At 55.8% G+C, this 21,148-nt stretch carries 13 protein-coding genes; 9 read left to right on the top strand and 4 right to left on the bottom strand.

Translation table 11 applies throughout. The features are described 5' to 3' along the window. The first annotated feature begins 46 nt into the window (after nt 1-46). The 3 genes from ABLQ08_RS12725 to ABLQ08_RS12715 all read left to right on the top strand — a co-directional run bounded on the left by ABLQ08_RS12725 (nt 47) and on the right by ABLQ08_RS12715 (nt 2,201). Nucleotides 47-790 (top strand): competence/damage-inducible protein A, encoded by a 744-nt coding sequence (locus ABLQ08_RS12725; RefSeq protein WP_352942661.1) that lies wholly within the window; start codon nt 47-49, stop codon nt 788-790. Nucleotides 791-805: 15 nt separating this feature from the next. Next, the gene (gene gpt / locus ABLQ08_RS12720; protein WP_352942658.1) at nt 806-1,315 is read left to right on the top strand and encodes a xanthine phosphoribosyltransferase; all 510 of its coding nucleotides are present in this window, start codon (nt 806-808) and stop codon (nt 1,313-1,315) included. A gap of 214 nt (nt 1,316-1,529) precedes the next feature. Then, nucleotides 1,530-2,201: a L,D-transpeptidase gene (locus ABLQ08_RS12715; protein ID WP_352942656.1), complete on the top strand. Its 672-nt coding sequence runs from the start codon at nt 1,530-1,532 to the stop codon at nt 2,199-2,201. A gap of 13 nt (nt 2,202-2,214) precedes the next feature. Here the strand turns inward: ABLQ08_RS12715 and sfsA are convergent, their stop codons facing one another. Together sfsA and ABLQ08_RS12705 are read right to left on the bottom strand one after the other, a co-directional pair. Continuing rightward, nucleotides 2,215-2,919, bottom strand: a complete 705-nt coding sequence (gene sfsA / locus ABLQ08_RS12710; RefSeq protein WP_352942654.1) for a DNA/RNA nuclease SfsA — start codon at nt 2,917-2,919, stop codon at nt 2,215-2,217. Nucleotides 2,920-2,960: 41 nt separating this feature from the next. Continuing rightward, nucleotides 2,961-4,385 (bottom strand): TrkH family potassium uptake protein, encoded by a 1,425-nt coding sequence (locus ABLQ08_RS12705; protein ID WP_352944381.1) that lies wholly within the window; start codon nt 4,383-4,385, stop codon nt 2,961-2,963. A 521-nt stretch (nt 4,386-4,906) separates the two neighbouring features. Here ABLQ08_RS12705 and ABLQ08_RS12700 point away from each other — a divergent pair. After that, nucleotides 4,907-7,135, top strand: coding sequence for a putative bifunctional diguanylate cyclase/phosphodiesterase (locus ABLQ08_RS12700; RefSeq protein ID WP_352942651.1), 2,229 nt, complete (start codon nt 4,907-4,909; stop codon nt 7,133-7,135). A gap of 48 nt (nt 7,136-7,183) precedes the next feature. Here the strand turns inward: ABLQ08_RS12700 and ABLQ08_RS12695 are convergent, their stop codons facing one another. Then, nucleotides 7,184-8,359 carry an alpha-D-ribose 1-methylphosphonate 5-triphosphate diphosphatase gene (locus ABLQ08_RS12695; RefSeq protein ID WP_352942649.1) on the bottom strand — a complete coding sequence of 392 codons (1,176 nt, stop codon included), beginning with the start codon at nt 8,357-8,359 and terminating at the stop codon, nt 7,184-7,186. 575 nt (nt 8,360-8,934) lie between these two features. Here ABLQ08_RS12695 and ABLQ08_RS12690 point away from each other — a divergent pair. The 5 genes from ABLQ08_RS12690 (at nt 8,935) to ABLQ08_RS12670 (ending at nt 15,818) form a co-directional block, all read left to right on the top strand. After that, on the top strand, nt 8,935-10,302 hold the full coding sequence (locus ABLQ08_RS12690; RefSeq protein WP_352942647.1) for a TolC family outer membrane protein: 1,368 nt from the start codon (nt 8,935-8,937) through the stop codon (nt 10,300-10,302). Nucleotides 10,303-10,487: 185 nt separating this feature from the next. Continuing rightward, nucleotides 10,488-12,692: a type I secretion system permease/ATPase gene (locus tag ABLQ08_RS12685; protein ID WP_352942644.1), complete on the top strand. Its 2,205-nt coding sequence runs from the start codon at nt 10,488-10,490 to the stop codon at nt 12,690-12,692. Continuing rightward, the gene (locus ABLQ08_RS12680; protein ID WP_352942642.1) at nt 12,689-14,002 is read left to right on the top strand and encodes an HlyD family type I secretion periplasmic adaptor subunit; all 1,314 of its coding nucleotides are present in this window, start codon (nt 12,689-12,691) and stop codon (nt 14,000-14,002) included. The genes ABLQ08_RS12685 and ABLQ08_RS12680 overlap by 4 nt, the downstream gene beginning before the upstream one ends. 31 nt (nt 14,003-14,033) lie before the next feature. Next, complete coding sequence (locus ABLQ08_RS12675) at nt 14,034-14,975, top strand: transglutaminase-like cysteine peptidase (RefSeq protein WP_352942639.1); 942 nt, start codon at nt 14,034-14,036, stop codon at nt 14,973-14,975. Between the two features lie 102 nt (nt 14,976-15,077). Continuing rightward, a complete protein-coding gene (locus tag ABLQ08_RS12670; protein WP_352942637.1) occupies nt 15,078-15,818 on the top strand; it encodes a hypothetical protein in 741 nt (246 codons plus the stop codon). A gap of 134 nt (nt 15,819-15,952) precedes the next feature. On the opposite strand, the gene ABLQ08_RS12665 is transcribed toward ABLQ08_RS12670, so the two are convergent. Beyond that, a partial coding sequence (locus ABLQ08_RS12665; RefSeq protein WP_352942634.1) for a beta strand repeat-containing protein occupies nt 15,953-21,148 on the bottom strand: 5,196 nt, incomplete at its 5' end.

Genomic DNA, 21,148 nt, shown 5'->3' with positions numbered 1-21,148 from the left:
AGCTGGGATAAAGCCAATCTCCATCCAAGTGTCAGGGAGTGTAAATATGACCGGTCAGAAGGCAGATGAGATTGTTACCGCTGCATTCCTGGTCATTGGCGACGAAATTCTGTCCGGAAGGACGAAGGACAAGAATATCGGCTTTGTGGCCGACTATCTGACGTCTCTTGGTATCGACCTGAAGGAAGTAAGGATCGTCCCTGACGAACAGGCGGAAATCGTTGGCGCCGTAAACGACCTGCGCGCTAAATACGATTACGTGTTTACGTCCGGCGGCATAGGGCCGACACACGACGACATCACTGCGGAAAGCATTGCGGCGGCATTTGGCGTACCGCTCAACCTGGACCCGCGTGCTGTCGCCATTATGGAAAAGCACTACGCACCGGGCCAGTTCACACCCGCCCGGCAACGTATGGCGCGCATTCCGGAAGGAGCCGATCTGATCCTCAACAAAGTATCCAAAGCTCCTGGGTTCAAGATCGAAAATGTACATGTCATGGCGGGTATTCCGTCGATCATGCAGGCGATGATGGACGCTATCGCGCCGACGCTTGCAACCGGCAAGAAGATGCTGTCGGAAACGGTTGCTGCAGACATGCCCGAAAGCCGGATCGCAGAACGTCTGGCCGCTATTCAGGACGCGCACCCGCAAACTCTGATCGGATCCTATCCGCAGGCTTCCGAAGGAAAATTTACAACACAGATCGTTATCCGCTCACGAGACGAAGCCGTCTTGAAAGCCGCAGCAAAAGACGTGGCCGAGGCCGTTGCCGAGATCTCGGGATAATCTGAAGGACAAATTATGGAAAACCCAGCTCAAGACAAAGCGTTCCCGGTTTCGTGGGACATGTTTCACAGAGATTCCCGCGCCCTCGCCTGGCGGTTGTCGAGCGAAGGTGAATGGAAGGCCATCGTCTGCATCACCCGCGGCGGCCTTGTTCCTGCGGGTATCGTCGCACGCGAACTCGGTATCCGGACAATTGAAACCGTCTGCATTGCCTCCTACCACGACTATGACAACCAGGGACAGTTGCAGGTGATCAAGCCGATCGACCCGAAAGTGGTTGACCTGGAAGACGGCGAAGGCAGCGGTGTTCTTGTGATCGATGATCTCGTTGATACTGGCAAGACCCTGAAGGTCGTTCGCGAAATGCTGCCAAAGGCGCATTATGCGACTGTCTACGCAAAGCCGGTCGGAGTCCCGATGGTAGACACGTTCATCACCGAAGTTTCTCAGGACACCTGGATTTACTTTCCCTGGGACATGGGTTGGCAGTTCCAGCCGCCGCTTTCCAAAGATACTGCCGGCTAAGGCAAACAGGCAAAACTGCAACACTCGCGGCAAACTGTTGCGAGGTTCACCGCAAGGTGAAGGCATTGCCACGTTTCCGCCGGAAATTTCCTGATAAGGCGTTGCGAGGCCGGTCGGACCATGGGGTTTCGACCGGCCATTTGCGTGTACCGCGATACGAGAGATTGCGTGCGCGGCCACGCAAAGCAACGAAAGATCTTATACGGGAATTGGAATGCTGAACCGACGTCTGTTTCTTGCCTCCGCCGCAGCTGCCCTGACAGCTGCGTGTGCCTCCGGCAGCCGTACTGGACAACTGCCTCCCGCAGGCGCTCAAACAGCGCAGGGCGCCTATATCGCACCGGAATACCTGCAAATGTACCGGGCGATGCCGGAAGAACGGTTTCCCCTTCCCGCGGTCGACCTGACCAAGATCGATCCGATCTATTATCGCCAGCTTGTCGACTATTATTCTCCCGAACCGGCGGGCACCATCATCGTCGACACGCCCAACCGGTTCCTTTACCTGACGATGGAAAACGGCAAGGCAATGCGCTACGGCGTCGGCATCGGACGCGCCGGGTTCGATTGGGGCGGCAGAGCCCGTATCGCCTACAAGCGCCCGTGGCCCACGTGGACACCGCCCGCAGACATGATCGCCAGGGAACCGGAGCTGGTCGAATTCAAGAACGGCATGCCTCCAGGGCTTGAAAACCCTTTGGGAGCCCGCGCACTTTATATTTTTGAAGGCGGCAAGGACACGCTCTATCGCCTGCACGGAACGTCCGAAACCTGGTCCATCGGGAAGGCAGTTTCGTCCGGTTGCGTAAGGTTGCTGCAACAAGACGTCATCGATCTGTACAACAGGGTTCCAGACGGAACTCCGATAGTGGTGCGGCAGGCCTGATCAACGGAGCCTGTCAGATAACGATCTCGACGGGCTTCACCGCATCTATGCCATCAAGACGGACATCACAGCCAATCGCGAACACCTCAACCCCAGCTTCGCGAGCAGACTTGAAGGCCATTGCATAATTAGGATCAATATCCGCAGCGAGGTTGAGACGCGCACAGTCGGGGCGTTGAACAAGAAACACCATTGCAGCCCGGTGGCCTTCCGCAACCATATCCGCCAGCTCAGCGAGATGTTTTGCGCCACGCGCGGTAACACTGTCCGGAAACTCCGCAAGTCCCGGCTCGCGCATCAGATGTACATTCTTGACTTCAACATAGGTCTTTGCGCCATCATCTCCTTCCAGCAGGATATCGATACGGGAGTTCTTGCCGTATTTCACCTCACGGCGTAGCGATTGGTATCCCGCAAGCTCGCCGATACGCCCTGTTTCCAGCGCTTCCTCAACCAATTTGTTGGGGTGTGCGGTGTTGATCCCGACGAGTGCCCCGTCGGCCTCGATCACTTCCCAGGAAAACTTGAGCTTGCGCTTCGGGTTGTCAGAGCGGGAAAGCCAGACTTTGGAATTCGGCTCCTTCAAGCCGAGCATCGACCCCGGATTTGCGCAATGGGCCGTAATCTCGCTGCCATCTTCATCAAGAACCACATCGGCCAGAAACCGCTTGTAACGCTTGACGAGACGACCGCTGACAAGCGGAGCTGAAAATTTCATGTCGACATCTCCAGGAAATGAAAAGCCGCGAGGTCGAATGGCTATTTCGACCAGAAGTCCGGGTCGAGAAGAACGAGCACGGTAAAGAGTTCCAGACGACCGACAAGCATCGCAAAAGACAGCAACCACTTCGCCCCGTCGGGAAGTGGCGCAAAATGCCCGGCCGGGCCAATCACGGGTCCAAGCCCAGGACCGACATTACCGACCGACGTTGCCGCCGCCGATATAGCGGTTACAAGATCCAGATCAAAGAAGGAAAGGGCCACCGTGATGATGCCGACGGAGCCCATGTAAACCACTAGAAACGCCAAAACCGAGAAAGACAGTTCCGGTGTCAGGCGAGTTCCGGCATATTCTTCCGAGACGATCCGGTGCGGCCGGACCATGCGGCGCAGATGAGCCCGGACAGTTCCGAAAAACACCAGGAACCGGAAGATCTTGATACCCCCGGTGGTCGAGCCGGTACAGCCACCAACGAACATCAGCAGCAAGGTGATACCTACAACTGGCGCTCCCCACTGGGAGAAATCCCCGAGCGCGTAACCGGTCCCGGTAACGATGGACACGACATTGAAGGTTGCGCGCAACAGGGCCTCATCAAACGGGAAGCGCATGTTGATGCCGAGATAGACTGTGAGTGTCAGGGACACCAGAACCAGAAATCCGAGCAGCGCCCTGACTTGCGGATCCCGCCAGAGTTGAAGCGGATGTCCCCTCAGAGCCTGGATGATCAACACAAACGGCAGAGCGCCGATCACCATGAACACGATGGCTACCCAGGCGGAAGCCGGATTGGTGAAATAACCGAACGACTGATCATGCGTCGAATATCCGCCAGTCGCGATAGTAGTCAGCGCGTGATTGAACGCGTCAAACAGCTCCATGCCGGTCGCCAGATAAGCTGCAATGCACAGCACGGTCAGAAACAGGTAGGCAAGTCCCAGCAGTCTGATCAGTTCTACCGACCGGCTGACGATTTTTTCCGACCGGTCGGAGTTCTCACTCTGGAAAAGCTGCATTCCGCCAATCCGCAGAAACGGCAACAGAACGATCGCCATAACGATGATGCCGACACCGCCCATCCATTGCAGCATGGATCTCCAGACGAGCAGCCCCGGGGGCAAGCCGTCAATGCCCGTCAGGATCGTCGATCCGGTGGTTGTGAAACCGGAGACAGCCTCAAAGACGGCATCTGCATATCCAACGCCGAGCCACAGAAACGGCAGTGCACCAAAGGCGGGCAGTGTCGCCCATGCGAGCGTTGTCAAAATGAAAGTCTGACGTGTGTCCAGACCTTCGCGCAGCGCCCCACCGACGGCCAGTGACAGAAGCATGCCGATCATACCGGTCAGAAGTGCTGAAAATACGAATGCCTGCCAGTCGGCATTTTTCTGCGCGACATCAACAATGGCCGGAATGAGCATGGCAGTCGCCAGACCGACATACAAAAACCCGAGAACATTCAATACTGGTCTGAGAGAAATCAAGCAGAACTCGTCCCGAACACCGTTGCAGCGATAGTTAGATTGCCCCTTCTGGACCCAAGACCAACGTCCTAGCGCTTTTCTGTTCGATTTCCAATGGCTTCTACGGACCTACCCCCAGAGTAAAGCTCAAAAGAATTCCTGTTACACGGCTCTAAACGCCACTTTATGGATCAATCGACAGCGACCACGGTCCATTCGACGTATTCCGCCCCCCCTTCTCTCGCAAGATTTGTCCTTCCGTTTCGCGAAAACTGGAGGATTTTGAAAATAATCATTGAAAACAATATCGATAATTCTCTCGCAGAGATGCTTAACATGATCAGCTTCAATCAGACTAACTACCTATTTGGCCGGTTTCGCACCTATTCACCTCGCCTTCATGCGTATTATCAAGTCTATATTTGGACTATTCTAACCAACCGACTTCAACACAACCTGAAATAAAGTTCATTTTCTAATACAGTATTCAGAATTTCGTAGCGATTTGGAAATACCTTCACGTGCCAAGAACAAAAACTCACCCACAGGGTGAAAAACAGGGATTTGGTGCGATTATCAAGTTTGGTCTACATTCGCTTGTATTCCGGATTAGCGTCATTCTGCTCATCATGGTGCTGTGCAGCATCGCCATGGTATCGAGTCTCAGTTATTTCGAGCTGTCCAAAGCAACAAATGACAACGCCCGCGCACGTATAGACCGTGCCGCCCACGCAGCTGTAACGATCCTGGCGACGGGCACCAACAATGTTTTTGAGCCTATCTTTGACAGCCAAGGCAATCCCCTCGCCTTGAAAAGCAAGTCCGAAGAACTTCCGTTTTCGAACATCGCCAAACTGACACGGCTCGTCACTGTTATCGGGGACACAAACCAAGGGAACACGAGACTTTTCCAATGGTCCGAAACCACTCGCTCGTTCAAGCCCATCGCACCCGGCACACAAACCGTAGATGGCGAAGAAGCATCGGCTGTCGCGTTAAACCGCTATCACCCGGCCTTTGCCAACTTGTCCAAGGGGGTGCCTTTTGTAGGTGATGTTCCTGTAGCAGACCACCTGCGCCTGGCATACCTGACACCTATCCTCTCCGACAAAAGGCAAGTCATCGGTGCAATTGAAGTCGATGTGGGTTCGATGGACGACCTTTCAGCTGCGGAAAGTCGACTGCAAACACGAATATTGTCCGCAGCGTTTGTGATTATTGTCGGTGCGGTTCTTGCGGGGTTCCTGCTCCTGCGCCGCGAACTAACGCCCTTGCGGCAACTCGCCAAAACCGCAGACGAACTCGCGAGCGGAATGCAGCCCACTCTCGTTCCGTTCGCCGATAGACAAGACGAAATCGGTGACTTGGCTCACGGCCTCGAACGGGTAACGGATCTTCAGGACAAGTTGCACAAGCTCGCCTATATCGACCAGGTGACCACGGCCGGAAATCGCGCCCGCTATTTCGCTGACCTCAATGACGCCCTGAAGCGATCACGGTCAGGAAACTTCGGGGCCTCCCTACTCCATCTCGACTTCAACGGATTTTCGAAGATCAACGACACTTTTGGTCAACAGGTCGGCAATCGGGTCTTGCTTCAAGCCTATGTTCGGCTTGCGAACGTCTTTGGACCGAGCGCACAGATCGCACGCATTTCAGCGGACGATTTCTGCATATTGCTGCCTTATGACAGCGACGGCGCCACCGCCGAGTGCTGCACCAAACGTGCTTTGGAACTGCTGTCAGCCCCCTTCAAGCTTGATGAAGCAGAAATTCGAGTTGAGCCCAGTATCGGAATAGCCCTTCTTCCCCGGGACGCGGAAGACGCCGAAACCGCCCACCGGGTCGCCGGACTGGCTCTGAGAGCCGCGAAGGCGACCGACGGATCAGGTTACGCATTCTTCGCAGCCCGTTTCAACGAGCGCATTCAAACCGAAATGCTCATGGAAACACTGCTTAGAGCAGCGCTGAAAACTCGAAAGCTCGTGCTTCACTATCAACCTCAGATCTGCCCCCGGACCCGTACCCTGACCGGCCTTGAGGCGCTTATCCGTTGGCCGAGCGAAAAGCGAGGTTTCATTCCGCCTTCAGAGTTCATACCGATCGCAGAGAAAACCGGACTTATCCTGGATCTCGGCCAATATGTTCTTGAAGAAGCCTGCAAGCAGGCAGCTCGATGGACGAAGTCGGGTTTCGATTTCAATCAGGTGTCCGTGAACGTTTCACCGCTTCAATTCCGACAACCGAATTTTGCGGAAAACGTGAAGAGCATACTGGAATGGTACGAACTTCCGGCGAACCGGCTGTGCCTTGAAGTCACTGAAAACGTGTTTGTCGATACCAGCGAGCAATCCGTTCACGACATCCTGTCGAAACTCCAGAAGATTGGCGTGCAGTTGTCCCTGGACGATTTCGGTTCGGGTTACTCTTCGCTGATCTATCTCCACCGCCTGCCTTTCAAGGAGCTCAAGATCGACAGAGCGTTTCTCTGCGACGCGGATCGTTCCCCTCAAAAAGGACAGCTGTTTCAGGCGATCATCGGTCTCGGCCGCAGCCTCGGCCTTCGCGTGATTGCCGAGGGGGCGGAAACCGATGGAGAACTCGCACTGGCTGCAGCGCTTGGATGCGACAGCGTTCAAGGGTTTTACTTTTCCGCCGCGGTTCCCGCAGAGGATCTGCGAGATCGTCTGCAAGAAATCACCGGCACCTCGGGGCGAAAAGTCGTAGCCGGAAGGAACAGCCCCGCCTGAGTGGCTGTGCATCCTTCTGCTATGCAAGGGCCTGCAACTTGGAGGCTTCTAAAGAACTCTGCGCCCCGCCACCCAGGCTTGCTTCACAAAAGGATGCCCCTCAAGCACTCCAATCTGCAGCAAATCGGCTCTCTTTCCCCGAACCAGTTCTCCTCGATCCGTCAGTCCCGAGACGCCAGCCGGCGCTTTGGTAACGAGTCGAATTGCAGCCGGAAGGTCCTCACTGAAAGCGTCATCCGCGGCGATGGAGAAAGCACAGTCGAGCAGAGAGCGTGGCACGTAGTCGGATGCCAGAATATCAACAAGGCTTTCCGCCATAAGGTCACTGACGGCAACGTTGCCCGATTGCGATCCTCCGCGAAGAACATTGGGCGCGCCACCGACCACATCCATGCCAAGCTCCTTGGCTTTGCGCGCCGCTTCGATTGTGCAGGGGAATTCCGAGACCGTAATTCCCGCGGCGACAGCCTCGTCGACATGATGCAGCTCGGTATCATCGTGACTTAGCAGCGGGAGCTCGTGCTTGTGAGCAAGGTCAATCACAGTCAGGCGAACATTTTCGCTGATTTCGTCTGAGAAACTCAAAAGTTCCCGCGTGTTCTTCTCCGCTTCGGCACGAGATTCGCCCGTGTCCGCCATTCGCCGTTCGATATAGGCGCCGATGTTCTTGCTCTGCCGGCGACCGGGAAGATGCTCCATGACCGAAATCATCCGAACGATTTCTTTGCCAATGTTTGCTTCCGTCAAACGCGCAGTCTCTGCGTCGGTCACTTCACAACGCAGGTGAACAAGGTGTTCCGCACGCATCATTCCTGCCGACTGGGCCAGTTCCAACGCATCGATCATCGGGGCCAGCACCTCCCGTCGCTCTGGTCGGGAGACTGTCGCACCGACGCATATGCTGTCGAAGACGGTGGTTATCCCGCTACCGATTATCTGCGCGTCGTGAGCGAGTGCCGCGCGCAACGGATCCCAACGCACATGTGCTCGCGGATAGACATGTTTCTCGAAATGGTCGGTATGAATGTCTATCAGCCCTGGAAGCAGATAATCTCCATTCAGGTCTTCGCCCGATTGCGGAGCAACACCCATATCGATGGAAGAAATTTCACCACCGGAAAACGATATATGTCCGGTGACGATCTCATCCGCCAAAACAATTCGGGCATTTTTCAGAGCCGTTAACTCACGCCCTGCAGGTAAACGCGTTTCGGCAAAGGCCATCTTCTTCCCTTCTTGCGTAAAGCACAACGGCGATCCGGGATCTAGGACTGGTCAATTTTATGAAGCAGGCAGGTGCATTGTCCTGAACTGCCGCGCAAAGATGTAACAGCCCACAAGGAGATCATGACCTGACAGTGAGCGGAAGCAATTTCTTTGCCTTGACGCCCCAAATTCGCCCTGTGCATTCGTCCCGAAAATCTGACCGTTTCGAGCTTACCTTGTATAAAATGACAAGGTCAGCAGATTTCTCGCAAACGGGCTCTCCGGTGACCTGTCTCATTTTGGTCCACAAAAGGACACAGTCGAACAATCACGACTCGCAATTTTCTCAACGTAGATTCGCATGTTGTTTGAGAGGCATATCTCCCAACGAACGCATTCCGGAGATCGCCTCAGTAGAGAACATGGTTAACACCACCTTAAATATGTCCGTAAAATGGCACTTATCCGCAAATTCGTTGCACGATGGCAACACTCGCAATTTTTAGTATTGCGCAGGTTGCAGGAGCGCTTGGGAATGCATGCAACGTATAATACTGTCCGGCCGACTTATCATTTCAGTGGCGTCGTGGGCTATGCGTATTATTCCTGCACTCTTGTTGAGTGTTTGCTTTGCAGATTTTTCTTTCGCAGCCGATCTCAGGCAAGTTGTTCAAGAAGCGGTATCGACAAATCCGGATGTTCTGGAATCGGCCGCCAACAGGCGTGCGCGCGACTATGAATATCGTCGCTCCCAAGGCGCGTTCTTGCCGACATTGGATGTTTCTGCTTCCATCGGGCCCGAGCGTCTGGACAGACCGAATTCCTTCACCGCCAACGAAAACGACGAATGGCGTACCTCAAAGGAATTCACGGTAACGGTCGAGCAGCTCCTGTTCGACGGCTTCACCTCCGTAAACGAGGTCTATCGCCAGAGCGCCCGCGTCGACGGTGCGGCTCTTCGCGTGATGGAGCGCTCGGAAGCAACGGCTCTGGATGCGGTCGAATCCTACATTGACGTCCTGCGTCACACGGCGATCCTTTCAAAAGCACGAATGAATGTGACCAAACACCGCCGGATCTACTCGGACGTTCAGCAGCGTTTCGAAGGCGGAGAAACAGGTGCAGCCGACCTTTCCCAGGCACGGGAACGGGTTGCGGCGGCCGAGGTTATCGTGACCGAAGTGCAGAAGTCGCTGCTCGATACAATTGCGAAATACGAACGCGTAGTCGGTCAGGAGCCCAAATCACTGGCTCCTGCAAAGCCGGCTTCACTGCCCCCGGGGTCCGTGAAGAAGCTTGTTGATGTTGCCGTCCAAACGCACCCGTCGGTACGGGCGGCGATGGCCGATGCGGACGCTGCCGAGTTTGAATACAAGTCCACACAGGGCAACTTCATGCCGGAAGTCGCACTTCGGGGACAGGCAACCGTCGGGGATGACCTTGGCGGCATCGAAGGCCGCAACAATGAGTATTCGGGAAAGGTCGTCTTTTCCTGGAACCTGTTCAACGGTGGCAGGGATGCGGCATTGACCAACGAATATGGCGAACGGTTTGTCGAGACGCAGATTCGAGTTGATCGCGTTCGCCGAGAATTGAAGGAAGGCATCGAGCGTTCCTACGCTTCCGTAACGACAACAACGGACCGCATCAAGGCATTGCGCGAGCAGCTGGCCGCAAACCGCCAGGTCGTTGAAGGCTACCGGCAGGAATACGACATCGGTCAGCGTACGCTTCTCGACGTCCTGAACGCTGAAAACGCCTTGTTCAACAGTGAAATCGAATTGATTTCGTCCCGCGCCGTCTATGCGTTCTCCACTTATCAGTTGAGAGCAACTTCCGGCGACCTGCTCGCTTATCTGAACGTTACGCCGCCAGCAGAAGCCTCTGACGGTCAGCGGGAAAACGCTTCGATATTCCCGCAGAACGGCGGTTTCGGTATTGAACCGTTACGTAAATTCTAACAATTTCCGGGCAGGATAAGGTTTGCCGGATTTTCGGCAAACCGACAAGTGAGACAAGTACACCGCGGCTGGATACGCGCGTACGGACATTTTGCCCGGAACGGACACGATCCGTTCAAAGTGGTTGAATTTCCGGCGACGGCTTCAAACCAAGCGGTGACACAGCCTTAGAGCCAACGCCCGATATGCTGCACCAGGACACTGACCAGAAGACCATTGCCGAAACAGCAAGTCCGTCTCCGGTCGAAAAAGACCCGCTTGCCGAAGCCCTGAAATACATTGCCCGTGTCCACGGGTACCATGTGACCGACTCGGTCATCTGGAATGGCTTGCCGCAGTCTCAGCAACAACTCACCGTCGGCATTCTCGGAAGAGCAGCGCGCAACTGCGGACTGAAAGTCCTGCCTGACCAGAAATTGCTGGACGCAATCCCCCTGGCTGCTCTTCCCTGCATTGTTGTTACCAAGTCTTCCGACATGCTGGTGCTTACCGGTCTCAACAGGGAGGCCGGAACTGTCGAATTCGTGTCTCCAGCCGTTTCTCCGGACACCATTCGTCGACCGTTAAGTGAATTTCAGAACGAGTACAGTAGATACGCGATCTTCTTTCAGCCTACGGTCGATTCGAGCGGAAAAAGCGAGCGCGAACTGCATGCACATGATCATTGGTTCTGGAGCACCATATCCAACTATTGGCGAGACTATGTTCACGTCGCCTTGGCAGCACTTCTGATCAATCTTCTTGCCCTCGCCTCACCGCTTTTCACAATGAACGTCTATGATCGCGTCGTTCCCAACTTCGCGATTCCAACACTTTGGGCACTGGCAATTGGCGTCATCCTGACCCTTGTCTTCGACTTCGTTCTGAAGATCGCCCGCGGTCAGATCATCAATGTGGCCGGAAAGCAGGCCGACAATGAACTGGCCAGCAAGATCTTTGCCCATGCGCTTGCGATTGACTTCGAAAAGAGACCGGTGAGTTCAGGACAATTCGCAAACCACATTCGCGAGTTTGAGAACGTCCGCGAGTTCATCACTTCTTCGTCTCTGGTTTCCATAATCGACCTGTTCTTCATCGGCATTTTTGTGGCGGTACTTTTCCTTCTGGTTGGACCGATTGCAATTGTCCCTCTGATCGCTATTCCGATCGTTCTGGCGATAAGTCTGTTCGTTCAGGCCCCTCTGTCGGGTGCAATCGAGAAGTCGCACAAGGAAAGTGCCATCCGGCACTCCATACTGGTTGAAAGCATCGCCAATCTGGACACCGTCCGCGCACTGAATGCCGAAGGCAGAATGCAAACCAAATGGGAACGTTCTGTCGCGGCCAGCAGTGCGGCAATCATGAAGGGACGTTTCTGGGCCCTGATTGCGCAATCGGGAACAGGACTTGTCCAGGCGTCGGTCTCGATCGGCATCGTTGTCTGGGGTGTCTATCTGATAACCAGCGGCGACATAACCATGGGCGCGCTGATCGCGGCCATGATGCTGTCCGGCAGGGTCCTGGCGCCGCTTGCCAACGTCGCAAATACCCTGACGCGTCTTCGCCAGACCATGCATTCGTTCAAGATCCTGAACGAGGTCATGACGACCGAAACGGAGCGCAAACCCGGGCGAACCTACATCAACAAGAGGATTGCTTCAGGATCCGTCGAATTCAAGGGTGTTAGCTTCCGCTATCCCGACGCCGAAGATGACAGTCTGAAGAACATCTCCTTCAAGGTGGCTCCAGGAGAAACGGTGGGGTTGATCGGACGGGTCGGCTCCGGGAAAAGCACAATCGGAAGGCTCACCTCTGGTCTTTATTACCCGTCAAACGGCACGGTTCTCATCGATGGGACCGATACACGTCAATTCGATCCGGCGGATCTGAGGGCCAATGTCGGCTTTCTGTCCCAGGACAACGTACTCTTCAGCGGAACCGTCAGGGAGAACATCAGCGCCGGTGATCCGTTCGCCGACGACGACGCGCTCATCGAAGCCGCACGTATCGCAGGGGTAGAAGAATTCATCGCCCATAACCCTCTCGGCTACGACCTGCAGGTCGGCGAAGGTGGCAGGTTCCTTTCCGGCGGCCAGAAACAGGCGGTGGCCCTTGCAAGAATTCTGCTCAGAAAACCTCGCGTCCTGTTTCTGGACGAACCCTCCAGTCATCTCGACCTTGCCTCCGAACGCCGGTTGATCGCCAGGCTGAAGGAGTACAACAGCCCGGATACGACGGTCATTATCAGCACGCACCGGATGAGCCTTGTTGAGCTGACGGATCGGCTGATCACGTTGGATTTCGGCAAGCTCGCACTGGATGGTCCCCGGCAGGAGGTTCTGAAGAAGCTGCAGGAACTGGGCGCCGTGAACGCCGCAAATCACCAGAAACCGGAAGGTAGCCCGTCATGAGTTCAGGTGATTGGAATTACGCCAACGACATTCGGGATATCATTCAGACCAAACCGCCGAGATACACGACCAACGTGGTCCGCATCGGCCTTGTGCTCTTTGTCGTCGGGCTCGCCTGGGCCTATTTCGCGACGCTGGAAGAGGTCACTCGTGGTGATGGCCGTGTGATCCCCTCCCGGCAAATTCAGGTGGTTCAGGCCCCGGATCGGGGCATTGTTGAAAAGATCTTCGTTCAAGAGGGCGATATCGTTGAGGAAGGCCAGCCGCTCATTGAGATCGATGATACGACTTTCTCTTCGCAGCTTGGCGAAATCCGGCAACGGCGATGGGCTCTCATGGCGCGTATCTCCCGTCTTGATTCAGAAGCCGACCAGCGTCCGCTGGAATTTCCGGAGGTTCTGACAAAGGCGGTTCCGGAGCTCATCGAAGAGGAAGATAACGTCTACCGCGACAAGAAGGCCAGCCTGGACAACGAATTGAGCGTCTTGCGCAATCAGTCTTCGCAGCGCGAGCAGGAGTATCAGGAGCTTCTGGCCAAAGAGACGAAACTTGATGCAGTCATCGAAATCATGAAGCGCGAGGTTGAGATCAACCGGAAACTTTATGAACGCAAGGTTCTGCCGGAAATCGAATTCCTGCGTCTGCAGCGCCAGTTGAAGGAAAGCGAAGGCGAGCTCCAGATCACCAAGGCTTCCGTGCAGCGATCACTGGCGGCAAAGGAAGAGGCCAAAGAGCGGTCCCGCAATGCCATTTCAACCTTCGTTTCGGAAGCCCGGCAGCAGCTGGCGGAAGCGCGTGGTGAACTGGCGGTCATTAACGAAAGCATGAAGGGCGCGGCCGATCGCGTGCGCCGGACCGAGCTGGTGTCCCCTGTCAAGGGTATCGTCAACAAGCTGAACATCACGACAATCGGCGCGGTCGTGCAACCGGCGGCCGATCTGGTGGAAATTGTCCCGCTCGAAGACACGCTCCTTATCGAAGCGCAGATCCGGCCGAAGGATGTCGCATTCCTTCACCCCGGCCAGAAGGCACAAGTCAAGATAACCGCTTACGATTTTTCCGTGTATGGCGGGCTTGAGGGCAATCTGGAGCGCATCAGCGCAGACACGACGGAAGATGAGGAAGGTAATCGTTTTTTCCGGGTCATGATAAGAACAGATAAAAATTATCTTGGTTCAGATACCGATCCTTTACCAATAATACCAGGAATGGTGGCATCAATAGATATATTAACCGGTGAGAAAACGGTTCTGGATTACATCTTAAAGCCGATCAAGAAAGTACGGGACGAAGCACTCAGGGAGCGCTGACGTCTCGACAATAAAATGAGGCGATCGGCAGATGGAACAGAGTGCAACCGCGCCGGTAACACCGGCAGCGAACGGGAAAGGTGTGCCGGCAACCTGGCAGGCGTTTTTGTGCGCATTTGCCATGCAGGCAGCGATCTCGACCGCATATGCAGAAGACCCCTTGCCCGGCGTCGATGATGTTCAGGAGTTGGTTCAGGCTTCTCTGCTTGCAACCGCCCGCACCGAAAACCTGGCGGCCGAACTTCATTTCGCACTGGACACAATCTCGCCTGTTGCCAAACCCGTGACACTGTCCGCAATCCGGATGACACCACTCACCAAGCCGGCGAAAGTTGTCGAACCGCAGACACAGGGCAAAAGAACGGATCTGAAGCCGACCTTCCTGTTCGGTTCCAGGGGCAAGTCCGTTTCCCTGACACCGGTCACCAAACGCTGGCAACGCGCCCTGGGTGAGTTGCAGTCCGGCAGCCTGGACGCTGGTGGCAGCCGTCATGATTTTCGCGCCTATTCCGCTATTCTGGACCAGGTCGGTTCAAAGCGCCGCGGTCTTCAGATCCCGAAGGTCAACTACATGGTCAACCGGTTGTTGGCCTATCGGGAAGACATCCGGCTCTGGAAGACAGGTGAGTACTGGGCGAGCCCGGTTGAAACGCTCCAGCGACGCGCGGGTGACTGCGAAGACTACGCAATACTGAAATATGCGCTGCTTCGAGACCTGGGTGTCGAAGACGAGGATATGCGGATCGTCGTCTTGCGCGATACTGCGGCCCGCCAGTATCACGCGGTGCTTTCCGTGCGCCACAATGGCAAATGGCTCATTCTGGACAACCGGTTTTCCCGCATCCGCTTCGAACGCGACCTGCCGCATTATCAGGCGCTCTATTCGGTAAATGCTGCCGGGGAATGGTCACACAACCCGAAAGCAGGCACCCCCGTCCGCCTGGCGGCGCGCTTGAAGTCGGCGACCCGATAGTCCGAAATTGCCGTTACGCGCTACGGCACTTTTGCTCGGTATCATGCGCAAAAGACCTTTTCACCCTCCCCCAGATCCGGGGGGCGTGGTATAGGCACTTTCATGGCAAATGAACCTCAAAGTGCTGTGATTCGAAAGTCTTCCGGGATTTCCCCTGCCCTCTGTCTGGCGCTCGGGGGCTGTCTTCTCGGGGCCGGAATTGCTGCCGGCGGATTTGCCTTGGCAATAGATCAGAAGACCGCTCTTGAGAAACAGAGCGCTATGGCTTCTCTGGAACGGGAGCGCCTCGTCGAAGCTCTCAGCAATGCGCAGCTGACCGTGCCACGTCTTCGTCTGGAAGAGCTTGCCTCGCTACCACTGATCCCGGAATATCTTGCGATTGTCGCCGAGCAGCCCGACAGTGTGGATGCCCAGGAACTGAAATCCTATCTCCAGACTGTTCTGGACGCGGCCAGCGAAGAGACCGGCCTGGCCCGCATTGCGCTTGAAGCCGCCGATGGAACCGAATTGCTCGTTGCCGAAAACCCCGCCACCTCTTCCGCAACTGCGGAAAATCCCAGGCTGGAAGCAGCAGTTCCGGATTTTGAGGACTTCAACAAGACCGATGGTCTGCTTGCCGGCTACCTGCCGGAAAGCACAATGAACGTTCTTCTGCCGCAGGGGACCGACGGCGCTGAAGTTACTTCGAGCACCTCTTCTGCCTTTGCGGCTCACAACGCTGCAGTGTCGGAAATCCCCGAAAGAACCCGGCTGCTGGCGATCCTTGCAGGGCTGGCCTCAGCAATCGTGGGCCTTTCAGGCGCAACACTTCTGCGAAGACAGCGAACAACGCATTCCCGCTGACAACCAGCCTTGGCAACCGTCTCGCCATCACGTGATGCGTAGCCGGTCGGCAGGGTATCTTTCTGTCGGATGAACCAAAATGAAAAAGGCGGGTCGTTGAACCCGCCTTTCCTGTTTCTCTTCCGGACACCACCTTAGGCGACAGAGACATTCACCTCAGTGCCGTCATTGTCCATCACCACGCGGATGGTGTCTCCCATGGACGCATGATCCTGCAGAGTGGCAGCTTCCTGCCAGTCATGCCCGTCACCCGCGCCATCCCGGTCGACTTCGACCCTGACGCTGCCGTCGGCATTTTCGGTTGCCCGTACGAGATCTCCCGCCACTTCGCCGGACTTGAAGGCGGCATCCAGGAGTTCGCCCAGGTCGATCTTGTCACCGTCACCGAAGTTGTAGTCGGTGATGATGTCCGCTTCCGCGAGGGAGTTCAGGACGAACGTATCCGCGCCGTCACCGCCAGTCAGTGTATCGGCTCCGAGACCACCAGCCAGCAAGTCGTCACCATCCGTACCGACAAGGACATTGTTGCCATCATCGCCGACAATGACCGATCCACTGACCTTGATGGTTGCTTCCTCACCAACCGACGGCTCAACATCGGAACCGGTTCCGTCTGTATCATCCGCTTCCACTGCGGTGGAACCGGTATCAGTGCCTGTCGAAGACCCGGTGACACTCGCTTCGTCTGCAAGGACCTCAAGCTCCACGAAGCGGGTGACGATAGAGCCGTCAGCGAAGACCAGTTGAAGCTCCACCACTTCATTGCCTTCAAACCCGGCAACAGCCGTGTAGGTAACCGTGAAGTCGTCAGCAATCGTGACGTCACCGTTGAGCGGCAGCGCGCCGCCGAGTTTTACACTCGAAAGCCCCGCAGCCACCTCTTCGGACGAAGCCGCATAGACAACAAGTGCGATCCCCGCCGCCATGGCAGCGGATTGACGCGTCGTGTCATCACTGTCGTCATTTGCGGCACCGAAGGTCACACCTACATAGGTGCCGGTGCTGCCGTCATCCTTTGTGTAGCTGCCTTCGGCGAAGACCGTGTTGCCGTCGACGGTCTGGTTGACCGCGGCTGCTTCAAGGTTGATCGCCTCGATGCCCCGCTCGATGAGGGTCTGCAGCTCACCGTCCTGCGTGATGCCGTCGGAATTAGCGTCCTGCCAGACCTTGATCTCGCCGTAGGCTGCATCCTGTGCATCGATCACACCGTCGCCATTGTCATCCAGCGATGCCAATGCTTCGAGTGAATTTGCGTAGGAACCACCGTTGAAAACCTCGGAGAAGACTTCGGAACCGTCCTCAATGGCGCCGGATCCGTCAAGATCCATGACCAGCAACCCGTCGTCCGGACCGGTCCAACCGATCTGGTCTTTGTCGCCATCGGCATCGATGTCGAAGGCTGTAGTCGCGGACAAGTCCACACCGTCGCCGTTCAGGTCGAAGACTATAGGATCGGAAAGACCAGAATCGTAGCCTAACTCAATGATTAGCTGTCCCCCCGATACCCAAGAGGATTGCGAGAGATCGATGTTCAGTACGTGACCGTTAACGATCTCGATGTCTCCTGAGAATTCAGAACTGTTATCATAAAGTCGCGAGCTACTATTGGTCACAGAAACTACTTTAAGTGCATCTGCCTTGTTTCCGAACTCGTCCGTAAATGTGATGGTTAGCGTCGTTTCATCCCAGTTTAGGGATGTGTTTGAGAAAGTGTATCCTCCTCCATACCACCAACTGGAACCTGTGGCGGAAGAGGCATCAACCACAACAAAGAAGCCACTATTCGGATCAGACGCATCAACCCGATCAACGTCAACATCCAAGTTAATGTCGCGACGACTGCCGTCTCTATAAAATCTACTGCTATAACTAGTATAGTAGTTATAATCTACGACATCTTCGCTTTCGACACCATCTTGGATCAGTACATTTTCACTAAGAGAGGATTGCTCGGTAATTTCAAGGGTTTCTCTACTACCGCCAAAACGACTAGATCTATAGCTGTAGTAGTAATCCTCCCAGCTTCCTTCGATACTGACATGAGTTGGTGCGTTTCCATCATCGGTTCCATTGATCGTCACTGAAACTGTCTCCGAAGTCCCGTCTTCCGTCAGAACTTCGAAACTGTCGGTGAGTGTTTGTCCGTCATTCAGCGCCTGAACAGCCGCATGATCATTGGACAAAGTATAGGTCCATTGGCCATCGCTGGTGAGCGTGAAGGTTCCGTACCCATTGTCGCTAGCCGTTTCGTTGACAACTTCCTGCCAGACGTCATTGTCGTGGTCGACATCCGTGTGGTTCAAGTTGCCGGACGCCGTCAATACACTGTCTTCTGTAACAGACCCGGTATCCTGACCAGTGACTGCTGCAGGATCATTCACCGGAGCGACCGTTACCGTGACCGAAGCGGTGCCAGAGCCGCCCTGTCCGTCGCTGACAGTGTAGTCAAACGTATCGGTGCCGTTGTAGTCACCATTCGGCGTATAGGTGAAATCACCGTTCGCCAGAATTGAGACACTTCCGTTCGCAGTCGCCTTAGTTTCGGCAACAACACTCAGCGTGCCATTATCCAGGTCGAAATCGGCACCCGAGCCATTGTCATCAAGGACATTGCCGGTGATACCGCCCGCCTGATCTTCGTCGCCCGAAACGGCATCATCTTTCGCGATCGGAAGAAGGTTCACCACCTCCTGCTCATCGGTATCCGCATGCTCGACGAAGGTCGGTGTGCCGGAGAACGTAATGGTCGCGCCGCCGTCAAGCTCGACGCGATACTCTCCACCACCCAGATCCTCGACAGCGGTGATCGTCTGATCGGTGATATCGATGAGGTCCTGGCTACGGGCATTCAGCACACGGTCATTGCCGCCATTGGCATGGAAGACAACCCTGTGTGCAGACGCCAGCTCGGACACATCCACGGTATCGTCGGCACTTGTTCCCTCAACGGTGATTGTCGAAGTTGAGAGATTGGTGCCGGTGAAACTGCCGTGTGTCGTGAACGTGTCACCACCACCGGCACCGTCAATCACGATTTCCTCAATCTCGGAGAGCTCCGCGATGATCGTCCCGTTCCGGGTAATCACTATCTCGGCACCACCGGCATAGGAGAGCTGTGCGGCGGCTTCTGCCTGGCTGTAGATGCCGTAGGCCTCTGCAGTGCCGTCACCGGTTACCGAGAAAGTGTCACCGGCGGTATCTTCTGTGCCGCCGTCAACCACATCCCTGCCGTCTCCGACGCTCCATTCAACGGTATCATCTCCCGCACCGCCATCAATGCTGTCGTTACCCGTGCCGCCGCGGATCGTATCGCCGCCTCCGGAGCCGACAATGGTGTCGTTGCCACCCTCGCCGTCGATTGCGTCAATGTCGGTCAACGTGGTCTGCGAGAAATCAAGCGTGTTGTTCTGCCAGTTGCCATGAACCTCGACATTGTCGAAACCGTTGCCGCTGATCTCCTCGACCGCACCGGCCGCGAAGTTGTTGCGCAGACCGATTTCGACATCGTGCGCGGTGGCCACAACACTGTCGGTACCGGCACCGCCGTCAAACATGTCGTCGCCGTGGTTCAGGCCAACCTCGAATGTGTCGTCACCATCGCCGCCGTTCAGCGTGTCGTTGCCTTCACCGCCGATGATTGTGTCGGCCTGCGACGTTCCCGTAATGGTGTCGCTGCCACCCTCGCCGTCGATCGCATCGATGTCGGTCAGCGTGGTCTGGGAGAAATCAAGCGTGTTGTTCTGCCAGTTGCCATGAACTTCGACATTGTCGAAGCCATTTGCGCTGATCTCTTCGACCGCACCGGCGGTGAAGTTGTTGCGCAGGCCGATTTCAACACCATTCTCGGTGGCCACAACACGGTCGGTACCGGCACCGCCGTCGAACATGTCGTCGCCGTGGTTCAGGCCAACCTCGAATGTGTCGTCACCATCGCCGCCGTTCAGCGTGTCGTTGCCTTCACCGCCGATGATTGTGTCGGCCTGCGACGTTCCCGTAATGGTGTCGCTGCCACCCTCGCCGTCGATTGCGTCAATGTCGGTCAGCGTGGTCTGGGAGAAATCAAGCGTGTTGTTCTGCCAGTTGCCATGAACCTCGACATTGTCGAAGCCATTTGCGCTGATCTCTTCGACCGCACCGGCGGTGAAGTTGTTGCGCAGGCCGATTTCAACACCATTCTCGGTGGCCACAACACGGTCGGTACCGGCACCGCCGTCAAACATGTCGTCGCCGTGGTTCAGGCCAACCTCGAATGTGTCATCACCATCGCCACCGTTCAGCGTGTCGTTGCCTTCACCGCCGATGATTGTGTCGGCCTGCGACGTTCCCGTAATGGTGTCGCTGCCACCCTCACCGTCGATCGCATCGATGTCGGTCAATGTGGTCTGGGAGAAATCAAGCGTGTTGTTCTGCCAGTTGCCGTGAACCTCGACATTGTCGAAGCCATTTGCGCTGATCTCTTCGACCGCACCGGCGGCGAAGTTGTTGCGCAGACCGATTTCAACACCATTCTCGGTGGCCACAACACGGTCGGTTCCAGCGCCGCCGTCGAACATGTCGTCGCCATCGCCTGCCGCGACGAGGAACGTGTCGTTGCCATCGCCGCCGTTCAGCGTGTCATTGCCTTCTTCGCCAACGATGATGTCATCGCCATTGCTGCCGTTGATGACGTCGGAACCAGCTCGGCCAAGGATCAGATAAGATTCGCTCGTTGGTCCGCCCGCATGGGCTTCGACATCCAGGACGTCGTTCGAAGGCGTGCCAATCAGCACATTGTCGAACGGAAGGAAACTGTCACCGACCGTCACGCCCTTGACGATGTTCTCGAACCCTTCTGCCGAGAACGACAGGCCGCCGGCGCTCACGACGCCATTGACGCCCGGACCAGGAACAAGAGCATCAATTTGTGCGATGAGAGTCGCATCCGCCGCCTGATCCAGTGTCAAGGCAATGCGCAGCGTGTCAACACCGCTTCCACCCTTGTAGAACACTGTGTCGCTGGTGACCTGGGACGTCGTGACCGTATCGTTGCCAGCTGCCGCGTCGACACGAACACCATTGATCAACTGAACGTCGCTGAAGTCAAGGTTGTTCGCCGACGACGTTCCAAGGACTCGAACATTCGCACCGCCGTCAGCATCGATCACCTCGATACCGCTCGCGGAATGCGAAAAGTCGCCATTGATGCCGATCGCCGCGCTTGAATGCGTTGCTTTGATCGTGTCGACGTCGGACGCGCCCGTGCCGCTGTCCTGATACGTGTCGAAGTCGTCGTAAAGACCAAACTCGTACGTGTCGGAACCCTCGCCGCCGTCCAGCGTGTCGTTGCCGTC

This window comes from Roseibium sp. SCP14 (assembly GCF_040329475.1).
Taxonomy (GTDB): domain Bacteria; phylum Pseudomonadota; class Alphaproteobacteria; order Rhizobiales; family Stappiaceae; genus Roseibium.
The sequence above is the reverse complement of the archived record's forward strand: the minus strand, read 5'-3'. Positions and strand labels throughout refer to the sequence as shown.